Raw genomic sequence first — 16,397 nt, 5'->3', positions numbered from 1 at the left:
ATCAGGCGATGATCTTGGCCACCACACCGGCGCCCACCGTGCGGCCGCCTTCGCGGATCGCAAAGCGCAGGCCTTCTTCCATGGCGATCGGCGCAATCAGCTTGACCGTGATGGCCACGTTGTCGCCAGGCATCACCATCTCCTTGCCTTCAGGCAAGGTGATCGAGCCGGTCACGTCGGTCGTGCGGAAGTAGAACTGCGGGCGGTAGTTGCTGAAGAACGGCGTGTGACGGCCCCCTTCGTCCTTGCTCAGCACGTACACCTCGGCGGTGAACTCGGTGTGCGGCTTGATCGAGCCGGGCTTGCACAGCACCTGGCCGCGCTCGACGTCTTCACGCTTGGTGCCGCGCAGCAGCAGACCGACGTTGTCACCAGCCTGGCCCTGGTCGAGCAGCTTGCGGAACATTTCCACGCCTGTGACCGTGGTCTTTTGCGTGTCGCGGATACCGACGATTTCGATTTCCTCGCCCACCTTGATGACACCACGCTCGACGCGGCCAGTCACCACCGTGCCACGCCCGGAGATGGAGAACACGTCTTCCACCGGCATCAGGAAGGCACCGTCCACAGCGCGCTCGGGCGTGGGGATGTAGGTGTCCAGCGCCTCAGCCAGCTTGAGGATGGCAGGCTCGCCAATGTCGCTCTGGTCGCCTTCGAGCGCCAGCTTGGCCGAGCCGCGGATGATGGGGGTGTCGTCGCCGGGGAAGTCGTACTTGGAGAGCAGCTCGCGCACTTCCATTTCGACCAGTTCCAGCAGTTCCTCATCATCGACCATGTCGGCCTTGTTGAGGAAGACGATGATGTAGGGCACGCCCACCTGGCGCGAGAGCAGGATGTGCTCGCGCGTTTGCGGCATGGGGCCGTCGGCAGCGGAGACCACCAGGATGGCGCCGTCCATCTGCGCAGCACCGGTGATCATGTTCTTGACGTAGTCGGCGTGGCCCGGGCAGTCCACGTGGGCGTAGTGGCGGTTGGCGGTCTCGTATTCAACGTGCGAGGTGTTGATGGTGATGCCGCGCGCCTTTTCTTCCGGCGCGTTGTCGATCTGGTCGTAGCCTTTGGCTTCGCCGCCAAACTTCTTGGACAGCACGGTGGCAATGGCCGCCGTCAGCGTCGTCTTGCCATGGTCCACGTGCCCGATCGTGCCCACGTTCACGTGGGGCTTGGTGCGCTCAAACTTACCTTTTGCCATTTCTCAAACCTCAATGGGAAAGACGTACAAGGGATGAATTATAAAAAACCAGCCGACCCACAAGAGGTACGACTGGTGCCCATGGCGGGAATCGGACCCGCGACCTCTCCCTTACCAAGGGAGTGCTCTACCACTGAGCCACATGGGCACTTTTTATCGACCATACAACGCCCAAGCAGAAGCCGGAGCGACTGGAGCGGGAGACGGGAATCGAACCCGCATCATCAGCTTGGAAGGCTGGGGTTCTACCATTGAACTACTCCCGCAAGTCCGCGTTCTCGAAGACACCAAACCAAGCAAAACCCAGTTGGTGGAGGGAGCTGGATTCGAACCAGCGTACTCGTAAGAGGGCAGATTTACAGTCTGCTGCCTTTAACCACTCGGCCATCCCTCCGAAACGTTAGACTGTAGCATAACTTTTTGAGTCTGGATGCGAAAATCGACTGTCCCGGCGGCAAAATCGCACTGCCTTACGTCGCCTCTATAGCAGCCGCGCCTCGCGCCGCCGTATTGCAGCCGGCCGAATCGCCGCCGTCCCGTCATTCGCCCCTTCTTCGCGCCCGCATGCCTTCCATACCCGTGGCAACACCTCACTCCCAGCTGTCGGCCCGTGCGGCCAGACGCCTGGGCGCGCTGCGCACGGCGATGGTCATGAGCATGGCTGGCGCTGTGGCCGCTGGCGGCATGGCATGGCACAGCCATTGGCAAGCGCAGCAAAGCGCGCAGGCGATGGCGGAGCGCCAGCACGCCGTGCTGCAGGTCTGGACAGAGGTCAACGCGGAACTGGAGCGTGCGGTGTTCCTGCCCGAGCCGTCTGCGCAGGCCCTTCAGCATCGGCTCGACGATTTGCGACAGCGCCTGTCTGCGCTGCCCGCAACGAGGCCACCGGTGCTACGCACCGCCCAGCTGCTACAGGCGCTGACTGAAGGTGAGGGTGAGCGCGACGCTGCCGCGAGGCAGCCAGCTGCGCTGTGGCTGCAGCTGGAGCAGGCCTTGCACCAGGACACGCTGGTGCTGGCCAACGCATCGGTGCTCGCCGCCGCACACACCCGCAGGGTTCTGGCTGGATGGTTATCGGGCGCGGCACTGCTGGGCCTGCTTGGCACGCTGCTGCTTGCGCTGCAGCTGTGGGCGCTGCCGCTGGCGCGACTGCGCAGGCAGCTGCACGCGCTGGCGTCACGGCAGCTGCCGATCAGCAGCCACTGGGCGCCCCAGGTGGGAGGCGGCTCCCCACCCTCGGATGCGCCCTCCCCTGAGGCGGACCTGCAGCATATCGCACGCCAGCTGGAGGAAAGCGAGCGCCTGATTGCCGACTTCGCACGGCGGTTTGCCAGCCGATCTGCGTCGACGCAATGGCTGGAGCTGACGCGTGCCATTCCCGGCGTGGTGTTCCAGTACGAGTATCTGCCCGACGGCACATCGGTGTGCCACTTCGTCAGTCCGCAGGTCGATGTGTTCTTTGATCGCCCGCGCCCTGCCAACGCGTGCGCATATGCATCTCAGGCGCCGGACGAAACCGCGACGCTTGCGCACGCCCACGTACCGGTTGCGCTGACACGCAGCCTCAGCAGCCGCATGGCACACATCGCACACACGCAGACCTCGCTGGCGTTCGACACCCAGATCCGCAACGCGCATGACGCGCGCTGGATCCGCACGCTGGCCAACGTCCAGCCCGATGCGAACGGCTCCCTGCTTGTCAGCGGCGTCTGGCTGGATGTAACCGACACCATCGCCCGGGATGAGGCGCTGGCGCAGGCCCGGCTTCTGGCCGAACAGCAGGCCAGTGAGAAATCACGCCTTCTGGCCGTCATGAGCCATGAAATCCGCACGCCACTCAATGGCGTGCTGGGCATGACGCAACTGGCGCTCAAGGGGGAGCTTGATGACCAGACCCGGCAGCGGCTGGAAAAAGCGCAGCAGGCGGGCCTGCAGCTCATGGATATCGTCAACGATGTGCTCGATTACTCCAAGATGGAGAGCGGTCAGGTCCAGCCCGAACAGCTGCCGTTCGATCTGCACGCGCTACTGGCGCAGTCCGCTGAGCTGCTTGCGCCACGCGCAGCGGAAAAAGGCCTGGAACTGTGGCTGGATGTAGCACCGGACGTGCCTGACCAACTTCTGGGCGATGCTTACCGAACCCGCCAGATCCTCACGAACTACCTCTCCAACTCGGTGAAGTTCACGCCCGCAGGCGATGTTTGCCTGCGCGTGTGCCTGGCGCCACCGGACGATCCGGGGGCGACGGCGCACGCCATCCGGTTTGAAGTCCATGACACGGGCATTGGACTTTCGACGCAGCAACAGCGCAACCTGTTTCGCCCGTTCCACCAGGCCGACGATTCCATTACCCGCCGCTATGGCGGCACCGGCCTGGGGCTGTCCATCTCGGCCGAGCTGGCTCGGCTAATGGGTGGCAGGACCGGTGTGCAGAGCACCCTGGGCAAGGGCAGCGTGTTCTGGTTCGAGATGCCGCTGCGGCCCGCACCGCCATCTCCGGCGCCGCCAACCACCTGGTTACAACAAAAGGAGGTGGCCATCATCGAGAGCCATGCTGGCGTTCGCGCCAGCCTCAAGCAGCTGTTGCGCAGCCGTTTTCAATGTACGGTTCTGGAATTTCCCGACGGCGGCAGTTGCATTGCCGCATTGCAGGCGCGAGCCTGGCCGCACCTTCTGATTGCCGCCCAGCGCATGGCCGACATGGACGCCAGGCAGCTGCTCGTGGCGTTGCAACGCCAGGCGCCTTCCCGATACATGGTGCGCTGGATCAGCGCATGGCCGCTGGACTTCGATACTGCCAAGGCACTGACCGACGTGGGCGCTGACCGCCTGCTGGAAAAGCCTCTGGGCCTGATTGCCCTGCAACGCGCTTCGCAACAGCAGGGCGCACTGTCAGCCGACCCCCCACCGCCGCCGCGCGGCGAAGCCGGCGGGCCGATCCGACCTCGCAAACGTCTGCTGATCGTCGACGACAACGCACTCAACCGGGCCGTGGCGGCCGAGCTCATCGACGCCCAGCCGGCACTGCAGGCGGATACGGACCTTGCCGAAAACGGCCATCAGGCACTTGCGGCCATCGCCGCTGCGCCACGGCCCTATGACGCGATCTTCATGGACCTGCAAATGCCGGCCATGGACGGCTACAGCGCCAGCCGCGCTATCCGCAAGATCGCGGGCTACGAGACCGTGCCGATATTCGCGCTGTCCGCCCACCGCGGCGAGGCCGAGCGCGCGGCGGCACTGGATGCCGGCATGACCGACTTCGTCCATAAACCCATCGTCGAGCAGGCGCTGCGCGAAGTGCTCGTGCGGCATCGACTCATCACCGTCGATCAGCAACCCGCAGAAGACTCCCCGGCGACTGCACGTGAAGGCACCCGCGAGGTGCCTGCCGCCGCGACCATGGACATCCACGCATGGCACGAGCTGTGCACCGCCCTGCCAAAGGAGCGCGCACAGGCATTGGCGCACGCGTTCATCCGGCAAAGCCGTGGGCTGCTGACAGACTGCCTGCACGCACTGGAAGCAGGGCAGCGCGATGCGGCCATCGCGGCCCTGCACAAGCTCGCGGGCACCGCCGGAACCTTTGGGCTCGGCACGCTTGGCCATCAGGTGGAGGCGCTGGAGAACGCCCTCAAGGCCGATATTTCATTGGCGGCGCTGCAGCCCGATATGGGCCAACTGCAGTCCGACATGGAAGCAGGCCTACAGGCACTCTCGCGCTTGCTGGAAACCGATGCGCAGTCAGCACCGTCGCAGTGACGCCCGCAGCACCTGTTGTTATCGCGCAACAATGCGTCACCGCGTTTTACGTAGGCGGTCCATCACACGCTGATTCCGAAAAATCGACGCAATGGCGGCGGCCACTGTTTATGCCGCCGCCGCGACGGATTTTTCCTGGGATTTCCAATCTGTCGCGGCCGGAGATGCGACACACGCGTGCTGCGCACCGCCGTGTGTCGGCGAATCCGTGTTAATCGCGACAGTGCAATTTTTCGTCGCCTTGCGGCAAATGAAACAAAAAGTTACAACAAATCAGTTGCGCAGAGTAGACGCCCCAGAACATGCCAATCAGAATGCGCGTTTATGCGGGTTTGCAACATGCCCGGTGCGATTGGGTGACGAAATGGGAACGTGGTCGCGGTCCCGTGCAGTACTCTCGTTCAGCTATTTGCTGCGTCTTGAACTGCTGCGCTGAATGCCCGTTTGGGCTCTGACAGTCGTCATTTCCACGCACCAGGTTCAGGTGTGGCGGCCGTGACCTACACGCAGCCATCGTCGGCGCTGTCTTTGCAGAGACAGCCGGTGCGGCAGTATCGGGTCAGGGAATCGGCTTTCATGCGCATGGTGAGAATGTCCCGCCACTGCAAAATGTTTTCTAGAGGAGTAATAAATGGCTACTGCTAAAAAAACCGCCAAGCCTGCCGCAAAACAATCTACGGCGAAAACCACCGCCAAGGCAGCCCCCGCCAAGAAAGCCGCTGCCACCAAATCGGCTGCAGCCAAATCCGCTCCTGCTGTCAAATCCGTCAAGACGGCCGCCAAGAAGACCGCAGCGGTCAAATCCGCTGGCGCAGCCAAGTCTGCAAAGGCCGTAGCACCTGCTCTTGCAGCGAAAAAGGCTTCTTCGGCTAAAACCGCGGCAACTGCAAAGACTACGGCAGCGGCTACCAAGAAGACTCCTGCAGCTAAGAAGTCCACTGCCGCAACCAGCAAGATTCCGGTAAAAGCGCCTGCCAAGAAGGCGGCGCCTGCTGCCAAAAAAGTAGCGACGCCGGCAAAGAAATCAGCAACTGCAGCGAAAGCACCGGCAACTGCTGCGAAGAAGACGGCAGCTGCGAAGAAGACTTCTGCATCCACCACCAAAACGGCGACCAAGAAGACGGCCGCATCAGGCACCAGCAAGGCCGCCGCACCCGTGAAGGCAGCCGCCAAGAAGTCGGCGGCACCCGCCAAGAAAACCGCCAAGACCAAACTTGCGCCACAGGCTGCCTGGCCGTTTCCGACCAGCAGCAAGCCCTGAGCAGGGCCTTTTGCCACTGCGTCGCAGAACGAAAAAGCCACCTCAGGGTGGCTTTTTCGTTGCAGGGGCTGCCCGATGGCCTGTCAGTTACTGGCCGTCATTTACGCTGCCGCCTTGAATCGCAGGCGCCAGGCGTGCAACAAGGGCTCGGTGTAGCCTGCCGGCTGGGACACGCCTTTGAACACCAGATCCGTGGCGGCGCGATAGGCATAGGATGTTTCGAAATTACCGGCCATCTTGCGATAGTTCGGGTCGCCCGCGTTCTGTGCATCAACCACCGCGGCCATGCGCTCGAACGTCTCGCGCACCTGCTGCTCGGTCACCACGCCGTGCAGCAACCAGTTGGCAATGTGCTGACTGGAAATGCGCAGCGTGGCACGGTCTTCCATCAACCCGATATTGTTGATGTCGGGCACTTTCGAGCAGCCCACGCCTTGGTCGATCCAGCGCACCACATAACCCAGGATACCCTGGATGTTGTTGTCCAGTTCCTGCTGCTTCTCGGCCTCGCTCCACTTGGCTTCGGGCACAACAGGAATCGTCAGCAGATCGGCCACCAGGCTGTCGCGCACGCTCTCGTAATTTGTCTTGGCCAGTTCTTCCTGGACAGCCTTGACGTCCACCTGGTGGTAATGCAGGGCATGCAATGTCGCGGCAGTCGGCGAAGGCACCCACGCGGTGTTGGCACCGGCCTGCGGGTGGGCAATCTTCTGCTTGAGCATTTCTGCCATCAGATCGGGCATGGCCCACATGCCCTTGCCGATCTGCGCACGCCCGCGCAGCCCGCAGGACAGGCCCACCAACACATTGTTCTTCTCGTAGGCAGCAATCCAGGCACTGGTTTTCATGTCGCCCTTGCGGAACACCGGGCCCGCCTGCATGACGGAGTGGATTTCATCGCCGGTGCGATCGAGAAAACCGGTATTGATGAATGCCACGCGCGCCGGTGCCTGGGCAATGCACGCCTTGAGGTTGAGGGAGGTGCGACGCTCCTCGTCCATGATGCCCAACTTGACGGTGTTGAGCGGCAACCCCAGCATCTGCTCGACAGCGCCAAACAGCGCGTTGGCAAATGCCACCTCCGCCGGACCGTGCATTTTCGGCTTGACGATGTAGACCGAACCCTTGCGGGAGTTGCGGATGCCGTTGGCACCATGGCCCTTGAGGTCATGGATAGCAATGGCGGTGGTGATGACCGCATCGAGAATGCCCTCGGGAATTTCCTGGCCGTCGCCCCACAGAATGGCCGGATTGGTCATCAGATGGCCGACATTGCGCAGGAACATCAGCGAGCGCCCGTGCAGCCTCAGCGGCTGGCCGTCTGCACCGATGTATTCGCGATCCGGATTAAGCCGGCGCGTGAAGGTCTTGTCACCCTTGGTCACCTCCTCGGTCAGCGTGCCCTTGAGGATGCCCAGCCAGTTGGCGTATCCGGCCACCTTGTCCTCGGCATCGACGGCCGCGACCGAATCCTCCAGGTCGAGAATGGTCGACAGCGCCGCTTCCAATACCACGTCGCTGATGCCAGCCGCGTCGCTCTGACCGATCGGCGTGCTGCGGTCGATGCGGATGTCGATATGCAGGCCGTTGTTGTCCAGCAGAACCGAAGAAGGCGCAGCCGCATCGCCCTGGTAGCCGGCGAACTGCGCGGCGTTCTTCAGGCCGGTCTTGCTGCCGTTGGCCAGGCTCACCACCAGCTTGCCGCCTTCGATGGCAAAGCCCGTTGCATCCCTGTAGGAGCCTTCGGCCAGCGGTGCGGAGTCATCCAGCACCTGGCGCGCATACGCGATCACCTTGGCGCCCCGCTTGGGGTTGTAGCCTTTGCCGGGCTCAGCGCCATCGTCGCTGGGAATGGCGTCCGTACCATACAGCGCGTCGTACAGCGAGCCCCAGCGGGCATTGGCCGCATTGAGCGCATAACGCGCATTCAGAATCGGCACCACCAGCTGCGGACCAGCCAGCTGCGCCAGCTCATCATCAACGTTGGCCGTGGTTGCCTGCACATCGGCCGGATTGGGAACGATGTAGCCGATGTCCTCCAGAAACTTGCGATAGGCGGCAATGTCCTGCACCGGCCCGGGATGGGCCTTGTGCCAGGTGTCGAGCTCCGCCTGCAGGCGCTCACGCTCGCGCAGCAGCGCGGCGTTCTTCGGTGCATATTCGGCCACCAGGGCGTCAAACCCCTTCCAGAAGGCAGCGCTGTCAACGCCGGTGCCGGGCAGCACCTGCTCGTCCACGAACGTCTTGAGCGCAGCATCCACCTGTAAACCATGAACCTGGATACGTTGGGTCGGCATGAATATCTCCTTGTGGTAATTGGAAAAACGGGGCGCGGGCCGATGCAGGCGCAGTGCACCTGGGGCCACGGGCAAGTCACCGATGATGCCCACTTTATTACATCAATGGATGACAATAAATACCATGATCGTCTTTTGACTATTTACCAAAACGCAAAAGTAACCGATCCGGGCATCGGTTGCGTTGCCACACCCCATGGATCGCTTCAAGGCCATTGAAACCTTCGTACGCGTTGCCACGCAGGGCAGCCTGACTGCGGCCGCGCAGGGCGAAGGCGTGGTACCGGCCATCGTCAGCCGGCGCCTGGACGCACTGGAGAACCACCTCGGCGTCAAGCTGCTGGTGCGCACCACGCGGCGCGTGTCCCTGACCCATGAAGGCGCCGCCTTTCTCGAAAACTGCCAGCGGCTGCTGGCTGACTGGGCCGACGCCGAGGCCAGCGTGGCCGCAGGCAGCGTGCGCGCGACCGGCCATCTGCGGCTGACCGCTCCAGCGGGCTTCGGGCGCCGCCACGTCGCGCCACTGGTGCCGCTGTTCCAGCGCCAGCATCCCGATGTGCGCGTCTCGCTGAATCTGAGCGACCGGTTGGTCGATCTCGGCGGCGAAGGCTTTGACTGCGCCGTGCGCGTGGGCGATCTGCCTGACTCCAGCCTGGTCAGCACCCGCCTGGCCGACAATCGCCGCCTCTGCGTGGCCGCGCCCGCCTACCTGGCCATGCACGGCTGCCCCCAGCATCCCAGCGACCTGCTGCAGCACAACTGCCTGGGCCTGTCCAGCGAAGCCTCGCAAAGCCGTGGCTGGGCCTTCGCCGTGCCGGGCGAGACGCCCGATGGCCCCAGCCGTATCATCCATATCAAGCCACGGGGCCGGCTGGACTGCACCGACGGGCAGGTACTGCACGACTGGTGTCTGGCAGGCCATGGCATTGCCTGGCGCAGCACCTGGGAAGTCGAGGCCGACATCGCCGCAGGCCGCCTGGTGCAGCTGCTGCAGAACTACGCCGCACCGCCCAACGGCATCTATGCGGTCGTGCCGGAACGCCGCCATCTGCCGCTACGTGTGCGCCTGTGGATCGACTTTCTGCGCGAACAGTATGAAAGCCCCTCCTTCTGGCAGCGCCCCGTGCAAGCATGAGAATGTCGCCTGCTCAGCACCTTTTTTCCCTCTCATGGCCCTGAACGCCACCATCCACAAGGTCGAACTGCACATCGCAGACAGCGACCGCCATCGTTACGCCAGCCACGCCCTCACCGTGGCCAAACATCCATCGGAAACCGACGAGCGCATGATGCTGCGTTTGCTCGCCTATGCCCTGGAGGTGGATGCCGATGCGCGCCTGGCCTTCACCAAGGGACTGAGCGACACCGAGCAGCCCGACCTCTGGCGCCACGACCTGACCGGACGCATTGAGGCCTGGATCGAACTGGGCCTGCCCGACGAGCGCCGCATCCTCAAGGCCTGCGGCAAGGCCGATGATGTGCTTGTGCTGGCCTATGGACGCACCGTGCCGATCTGGTGGAAGGGCATTGAAAGCAAGATCGCGCGCGCCCGCAACCTGCGCGTGCAGGCCATCGCCGCCGATGCAGCCGAGGCACTGGCCCGCCTGGCCGCACGCCAGATGACGCTGCACATCCACATCCAGGACGGCACCGCCTACATACAGAGCGATCAGGGCGAGGCCACGGTCACGCCGCAGGCACTGCGCTGACCGATCCGCAGCGCAGGTGAGAACGCTCAGGCGCTACGCAGCCTGCGATCCCAGAGGGTCGCCAGCAGCGAACCAATGGCAAGCGCCGCGCCCAGCATGCACACGCCCATCCAGCCGCCGGCGCGCCATGCCAGCACACCGGCTGCCGAGCCACCCGCGGCGCCCAGGAAATAGGCCGTCATGTACACGGCATTGGCACGCGAGCGCACCTGGCTGGGCAGCCCGAAGATCACGCTCTGATTGCTGATGTGAATGGCGGCAATCGCCACGCTCAGCACCAGCAAGCCCAACGCAAAGGCGGTCACGCTGTATACGCTCAGCCACACCACCGGCCATATCGCCACCAGCGTCAACGCCGCCACCAGTGAAGTGACTGCCTCCCTGCCCTGGTCGGCAAGGCGACCTACGGGCTTGGCCACCAGCGCGCTGACCACCCCCACCAGGCTCAGCAAGCCAATCTGCAGATCGCTCAGGGAATGGGGCGCGGCACCCAGCAGCAGTGCCATCGTCGAGAACAGCACGCTCAGGCTGGCAAAGCTCAGCGCACCCATCCAGGCACGGCTGCGCAGGCGGGGCGTGGCAACAAACAGCTGCAGCATCGACAGCAGCCCCGCCGCATAGCGCGCCACGCCGCCCTGCGCGCCCGCCGTTGCGGCCTGCGCAGGCAACGCAAACCACAGCGCAGCCGCCACCAGCAACATCAGCGCGGCAGTAAAGCCATACACCGATGACCACCCCGCGGTGGCCGAGAACAGCCCGGCCACGCTGCGGGCGGACTGGATGCCGATCAACAGCCCGGTCATCAGCACCCCCACCGCACGGCCTGCGTGCTCGCGCGCCACCAGCAGCGTCACCAGCGGCACCAGCACCTGCGCCGCGACGGAAAACACGCCTGCCACGGCCGAACCCACCCAGAACCAGACGATGTTGTCCGTCAGCGCGCACAACAGCAATCCGGCCGCAGCCAGTCCCATCAGCGTCACGATCAGCCTGCGCCGCTCCAGCAGATCGCCCAACGGCACCAGCAGCAGCAGGCCTGCCGCATAGCTCAGTTGCGAGATGGTCACACTCAGCGCCGCCTGCTCCTCACTCACCCGCAGGCCATGCGCGATGGAGTGCACCAGCGGCTGATTGATGTAGTTGCAACCCGCACACAGACCGCAGGCCACGGCCATGAGAAACAGGAGCTGCGGTGAGGCCGTGCTCTTGGAAGAGGAATGCATTGCAATGGATAGGCAAAGGCCGGCGCCGGTGTACTCCACAAGCACCGCACATGAATGGCAGAACGCGCAAGTGTAGGCGGCGCGCGCAAACGCTGCATGGCGGCGCTGGCACGCGCTTGCAGCACCTGACACCGGCTGACAAAGCAGGTAAGCTGGCCGCATTGCGCCACCAAGAACCTGTTTACACTTTTTACCATGCACGTCACTGCCCTGCACCGCTATCCCGTCAAGTCCATGCGCGGCCTGGCCGTGGACCATGCAGCAGTACGGCTGGAAGGCTTTGCCCACGACCGGCAGTGGCTGATCACCGATACCGAGGGTCACTTCATCACCGCCCGGACAGCGCCGCAGCTGCTGCGCTGGCAGGCCAATGCCGACAACGGTCGACTGCATTTGAAGGCGCCGGATGGCGCCTCTCGCCAGGTGCACGTGGCCGACTACACCACCGCGATGACGGTGACAGTCTGGCGCGATACCTTTCAGGCCTGCGCCGGACCTGCGGCCACCGACGCATGGCTCAGCAACCAACTGGGCATGGCATGCAGGCTGGTCTACCTCGGCACGGCGCCAACGCGAAGGCTGGCAGTCAATGGACAGGCACTGTCCTTTGCAGATGGCGCGCCCTATCTGCTGACCACGCAGGCATCGCTGCACGCGCTGAACCAGCAGTTGCAGCAGCAAGGCCTGCCTCCCGTTGGCATGGCGCGTTTCCGACCCAACATCGTCATCGACGGCTTGCAGGCCTACGCCGAGGACGATTGGCAGACGCTGCGCATAGGCAACCTGATCTTCACCAACTTCAAGCCCTGCGCGCGCTGCAAGATCGTCAACCTGGATCCGGATACGGCCATGCTGTCTCCCGACAAGGAGCCGCTCAGGACGCTCGCGCGCACGCATGCGTTGCCGCTGGGCGCATGCTTTGGCGTCAACCTCTACGCGCACGCGGCAGGCGAGATCCGCGTGGGCGATCCGGTGCAACTGCTGGACTGATCCGCCGCAGTGCGCTCAGACCCTGTTCACAGCACCGGCGGCACCAGCGGCGGCTCGCTCACCGGCGCATCGGCGCCGCGGTCCTGCTGCTCGGCCGTGCCGCGCACTACCAGCACCGGCACCTGCACCGAGCCCAGCACCCTGTCCGTGGTACTGCCCAGCAGGAATTTTTCCAGCCCCGAGCGGCCATGCGAAGCCATGACGATCAGTGACACATGGCGCTCCTGCACGACCTGCGCGATGGTGTTCTGCACGATCGAGCCTTCCAGCGACAACGTCTCGACCGCAATGCCTTCTGCTTCCAGCGCATTGCGCGCCTGCTGCAGTGCCGCCTTGGCCTGCTCGCTCGACTCTGCGACGAACTGGGCCTGGCCATAGGCCAGATCCGTGCCGATGCCGGTAAAGGGATAGGGGTCGACCACGTAGAGCACCAGTACCTGGCTGCCAAACGCCTTGGCCAGCGCCTTGACGTGCTCAATGGCGCACAGCGAGATGTCCGAGCCGTCAATGGGCACCATGATGTGGGAGTAGTCGGGCATGTTCAACCTCCTTTGCAGATGGATGGTGGGGCAGCATGCTTGGCAGGGCAACCGTGCGGACCCTTCACCGTCAATTTTGCACGACGCGACGTGCTCGCCTGGCTACGCGGGCGCGCACCGTGCGCTTTACCAAGCTTTTACGCTGCGCCTACAGGCCCGCACCAGTGTGCAGCGCACAATTGCGCATGCAATCACCGTGCCGAGTTCACGCAATCTGAAAAACCATGCGCAAGAAATTACGAATTGGGTGGAAAACCTTTGCCATCGTGCTGGTACTCGCCGTATTGGCCTATTGGGGCTACCGGCAGTTTTTCGCGACCGCTCCCGCCCCGGCCTACGCCACCGCCCCCGTGGTGCGTGGCAGCATCGAGAAGTCCGTACTGGCTTCGGGCAAGCTGGAAGCCTTTCAGCAGGTCAACGTGGGCGCACAGGTCTCCGGGCAGATCACACGCCTGGCCGTGGAGCTGGGGCAGAACGTCAAGCAGGGCGACCTGATTGCGGAAATCGACTCGCTGCCGCAGCAAAACGCCCTGCGCAATGCCGAGGCGGCGCTGGTGACGGCCCGCGCTGAACTGGCTGCGCAGCAGGCCACGCTGGCCAAGGCCCGCGCCGAGTATGAGCGCCAGCGCCAACTGCGCGCGGCCGACGCCAGCTCGCGCGCCGACTTCGAGGCCGCCGAGCTGGCCTACAAGGTCGCGCAGGCCAACATCGAATCACAGAAGGCACGCATCGCGCAGGCGGAAATCGCCGCCGACACCGCGCGCGTGAATGTGGGCTACACACGCATCGTGGCGCCCATGGACGGGCAGGTCGTGGCCATCGTGACCAAGGAAGGGCAGACCGTCAACGCCAACCAGCAGGCGCCCACCATCGTCATCCTGGCGCAGCTGGACACCATGACCATCAAGGCGGAGATTTCCGAAGCCGACGTGGTGCAGGTCGCACCCGGCCAGCGCGTGTACTTCACGATTCTGGGCGAGCCCGATCGCCGCTACGAGGCCACGCTGCGCAGCATTGAACCTGCCCCCGAATCGATCAGCAGCAGCAGCACCTCGGCCGCTTCCAGCAGCAGTTCATCAACCGCCACCGCCATCTACTACAACGGCCTGTTCGACGTTCCCAATCCGGAGCACCGACTGCGCATTTCCATGACAGCGCAGGTGCACATCGTGCAGGACGCCATCGACGATGCGCTCGTCGTGCCAGCCAGCGCGCTGCGGCGCCAGCCTGACGGCAGCTATCAGGTGCGCGTGCTGGATGCGGACGGCCAGGCCCGGCCGCGTACCGTGCAGGTTGGCCTGAACAACAACCTGCAGGCGCAGATTCTCGATGGCCTGCAGGAGGGCGAGCGCGTGGTGGTGGCCGAAGGCGGCGCAGCCGGCGGCCTGCCCGGCGGTGCGGGGCGCGCGCCTCGCGGCATGCGGCTGTAGGAAGGGATCGCGCCGTGAGCAATCAGCCACTGCTGCAGCTGCGCCAGCTGCGCCGCGAATTTCCCGCCGGCGAGGGCACCATCGCCGTGCTCAAGGACGTCGACCTGGACATCCACGCCGGCGAGATGGTCGCCATCGTCGGCCAGTCTGGCTCGGGCAAGTCGACGCTGATGAACATCCTCGGCTGCCTGGACAAACCCACTGCCGGCTCGTACCGCGTCCAGGGGCGCGAGACAGGCCAACTCGATGCCGATGAGCTAGCGGCGCTGCGCCGTGAGTACTTCGGCTTCATCTTCCAGCGCTACCACCTGCTGTCGGACCTGACCGCACAAGGCAACGTGGAAGTCCCGGCAATCTACGCCGGCATGCCCGGCGAGGCACGTGCGCAGCGCGCCAAGGCACTGCTCGAACGCCTGGGTCTGGCCGGGCGCACCGAGCACACACCGGGCAAGCTCTCGGGCGGCCAGCAGCAGCGCGTCTCGATCGCCCGCGCGCTGATGAACGGCGGCCTGGTCATCCTGGCCGACGAGCCCACCGGCGCGCTGGACTCCGCATCCGGGCGTGAGGTCATGCAAATCCTGGGCGAACTGCACGCCGAGGGCCACACCATCATCCTCGTCACGCACGACATGCAGGTGGCCGAGCATGCCCAGCGCATCATCGAGATCCGCGACGGGCAGATCATCAGCGATCGCCCCAATACCCCGCGCAACCCGCTGGCCACATCCGCCGCCGCGCCCAAGACGCAGGTGGTCAAGCCGAGCCGGCTGGCGTTTTCGGCGGCGCTGGACCGCTTCATGGAAGCGTTCCGAATGGCCTTGCTGGCGATGAATGCGCACCGCCTGCGCACATTCCTGACCATGCTGGGCATCATCATCGGGATTGCCTCGGTGGTATCGGTCGTCGCGCTCGGCACCGGCACCCAACAGGCCGTGCTGCAAAACATTGCCTCCATCGGCACCAACACCATCGAGGTGCGCCCGGGCACCGGATTCGGCGACCGGGGGGCCAATCGCATCCGTACCTTGGTGGCTAGCGATGCCGACGCACTGGCGCAGCAAAGCTACGCCGACAGCGTCACGCCCAGCGTCAACAGCAATGCCACTATCCGCTACGGCAACGTGGAAGCCAGCGGCCAGATCCAGGGCGTAGGCGAGCAGTTCTTCCAGGTGCGCGGGATGAAGCTGGCGATGGGCAGCTTGTTTGGTCGCGAGGCCGTGCATGCGCGCAGCCAGGTTGCGGTCATCGACGACAACGCCCGTACCACGTTCTTTCCCGATGGCAGCGATCCGATTGGCCAGGTGCTGTTTCTCGGCAAGGTGCCGGTGCGCGTGATTGGCGTACTGCAGGCGCAGTCGGCGGCATTTGGCCCCAACTTCGGCACGGTGACGGTGTACCTGCCCTATACCACGGTGATGAGCCGCATCTCCGGCCAGAGCCACCTCAACTCCATTGTCGTGCGCGTGGCCGACAGCGTCTCCACGCAGGCAGCCGAGGCGGGCATCACGCAGTTGCTGGTACAGCGCCATGGCGTGCAGGATTTCTTCCTGATGAACTCCGACACGATCCGCGAAACCATCGAGAACACCACGCAGACCATGACCCTGCTGATCTCCTCGATTGCCGTGATCTCGCTGGTGGTCGGCGGCATCGGCGTCATGAACATCATGCTGGTGTCAGTGACCGAGCGCACCAGCGAGATTGGCGTGCGCATGGCTGTGGGTGCGCGCCAAAGCGACATCCAGCAGCAGTTTCTCATCGAGGCCGTACTGGTGTGCGTGCTGGGCGGCGTCCTCGGAATTGCGCTCGCCCTGCTGTTCGGACAGGTGTTCGCACAGTTCAACAGCGATTTCCAGCTCATCTATTCGATGCAGTCCATGGTGGTGGCGTTTCTCTGCGCATCCGGCATCGGCATCGTGTTCGGCTACTTGCCGGCGCGCAACGCCGCCCAGCTCAACCCCATTGATGCGCTCTCGCGCGACTGAGGCGCACTG

The 16,397-nt window shown here is 64.2% G+C and carries 12 protein-coding genes, 3 tRNA genes and 1 pseudogene; 9 read left to right on the top strand and 7 right to left on the bottom strand.

The annotated features are described in order from the left end of the window. Nucleotide 1: 1 nt before the first annotated feature. The 4 genes from tuf to AAV94_RS11950 all read right to left on the bottom strand — a co-directional run bounded on the left by tuf (nucleotide 2) and on the right by AAV94_RS11950 (nucleotide 1,586). Nucleotides 2-1,192, bottom strand: coding sequence for an elongation factor Tu (gene tuf, locus AAV94_RS11965; protein ID WP_046741049.1), 1,191 nt, complete (start codon nucleotides 1,190-1,192; stop codon nucleotides 2-4). A 73-nt stretch (nucleotides 1,193-1,265) separates the two neighbouring features. Beyond that, nucleotides 1,266-1,340, bottom strand: a tRNA-Thr gene (locus tag AAV94_RS11960). A gap of 44 nt (nucleotides 1,341-1,384) precedes the next feature. Then, nucleotides 1,385-1,458: transfer RNA gene (locus AAV94_RS11955), tRNA-Gly, on the bottom strand. Nucleotides 1,459-1,500: 42 nt separating this feature from the next. Further along, nucleotides 1,501-1,586, bottom strand: a tRNA-Tyr gene (locus tag AAV94_RS11950). Between the two features lie 170 nt (nucleotides 1,587-1,756). Between AAV94_RS11950 and AAV94_RS14450 the strand changes: the two genes are divergently transcribed. The 3 genes from AAV94_RS14450 (at nucleotide 1,757) to AAV94_RS14720 (ending at nucleotide 6,215) form a co-directional block, all read left to right on the top strand. Continuing rightward, a complete protein-coding gene (locus AAV94_RS14450) occupies nucleotides 1,757-4,954 on the top strand; it encodes a hybrid sensor histidine kinase/response regulator (protein ID WP_052755040.1) in 3,198 nt (1,065 codons plus the stop codon). 91 nt (nucleotides 4,955-5,045) lie between these two features. Further along, on the top strand, nucleotides 5,046-5,390 hold the full coding sequence (locus AAV94_RS14940) for a hypothetical protein (RefSeq protein WP_156454426.1): 345 nt from the start codon (nucleotides 5,046-5,048) through the stop codon (nucleotides 5,388-5,390). Nucleotides 5,391-5,585: 195 nt separating this feature from the next. Further along, nucleotides 5,586-6,215, top strand: a complete 630-nt coding sequence (locus AAV94_RS14720) for a hypothetical protein (RefSeq protein ID WP_084824904.1) — start codon at nucleotides 5,586-5,588, stop codon at nucleotides 6,213-6,215. A gap of 101 nt (nucleotides 6,216-6,316) precedes the next feature. Here AAV94_RS14720 and AAV94_RS11935 read toward each other — a convergent pair whose 3' ends face one another. Then, nucleotides 6,317-8,512 carry a malate synthase G gene (locus AAV94_RS11935; protein WP_046742464.1) on the bottom strand — a complete coding sequence of 732 codons (2,196 nt, stop codon included), beginning with the start codon at nucleotides 8,510-8,512 and terminating at the stop codon, nucleotides 6,317-6,319. Between AAV94_RS11935 and AAV94_RS14935 the strand changes: the two genes are divergently transcribed. From AAV94_RS14935 to AAV94_RS11925, 3 genes are read left to right on the top strand one after another with little or no spacing between them, the layout of a single operon-like run. After that, nucleotides 8,486-8,731, top strand: a complete 246-nt coding sequence (locus AAV94_RS14935; RefSeq protein ID WP_156454425.1) for a hypothetical protein — start codon at nucleotides 8,486-8,488, stop codon at nucleotides 8,729-8,731. The two genes, AAV94_RS11935 and AAV94_RS14935, sit on opposite strands and share 27 nt — an antisense overlap. After that, complete coding sequence (locus tag AAV94_RS11930) at nucleotides 8,709-9,647, top strand: LysR family transcriptional regulator (protein WP_046742455.1); 939 nt, start codon at nucleotides 8,709-8,711, stop codon at nucleotides 9,645-9,647. The genes AAV94_RS14935 and AAV94_RS11930 overlap by 23 nt, the downstream gene beginning before the upstream one ends. 34 nt (nucleotides 9,648-9,681) lie before the next feature. Beyond that, nucleotides 9,682-10,221, top strand: coding sequence for a YaeQ family protein (locus AAV94_RS11925; protein WP_046742454.1), 540 nt, complete (start codon nucleotides 9,682-9,684; stop codon nucleotides 10,219-10,221). A 26-nt stretch (nucleotides 10,222-10,247) separates the two neighbouring features. On the opposite strand, the gene AAV94_RS11920 is transcribed toward AAV94_RS11925, so the two are convergent. Continuing rightward, nucleotides 10,248-11,444, bottom strand: coding sequence for an MFS transporter (locus tag AAV94_RS11920; RefSeq protein WP_046742453.1), 1,197 nt, complete (start codon nucleotides 11,442-11,444; stop codon nucleotides 10,248-10,250). Nucleotides 11,445-11,639: 195 nt separating this feature from the next. On the opposite strand from AAV94_RS11920, the gene AAV94_RS11915 reads away from it, so the two are divergent. Further along, nucleotides 11,640-12,434: an MOSC domain-containing protein gene (locus AAV94_RS11915; protein ID WP_046742452.1), complete on the top strand. Its 795-nt coding sequence runs from the start codon at nucleotides 11,640-11,642 to the stop codon at nucleotides 12,432-12,434. A gap of 101 nt (nucleotides 12,435-12,535) precedes the next feature. On the opposite strand, the pseudogene AAV94_RS11910 reads toward AAV94_RS11915, so the two are convergent. Beyond that, a pseudogene (locus AAV94_RS11910) lies at nucleotides 12,536-12,973 on the bottom strand (universal stress protein); the annotation flags it as partial. Between the two features lie 224 nt (nucleotides 12,974-13,197). Here AAV94_RS11910 and AAV94_RS11905 point away from each other — a divergent pair. Beyond that, nucleotides 13,198-14,403, top strand: coding sequence for an efflux RND transporter periplasmic adaptor subunit (locus AAV94_RS11905; protein ID WP_052755038.1), 1,206 nt, complete (start codon nucleotides 13,198-13,200; stop codon nucleotides 14,401-14,403). A 14-nt stretch (nucleotides 14,404-14,417) separates the two neighbouring features. After that, the gene (locus AAV94_RS11900) at nucleotides 14,418-16,388 is read left to right on the top strand and encodes a MacB family efflux pump subunit (RefSeq protein WP_046742450.1); all 1,971 of its coding nucleotides are present in this window, start codon (nucleotides 14,418-14,420) and stop codon (nucleotides 16,386-16,388) included. The last annotated feature ends 9 nt before the right edge of the window (nucleotides 16,389-16,397 follow it).

Source organism: Lampropedia cohaerens (assembly GCF_001005215.1).
GTDB classification, from domain to species: domain Bacteria; phylum Pseudomonadota; class Gammaproteobacteria; order Burkholderiales; family Burkholderiaceae_C; genus Lampropedia; species Lampropedia cohaerens.
The sequence above is the reverse complement of the archived record's forward strand: the minus strand, read 5'-3'. Positions and strand labels throughout refer to the sequence as shown.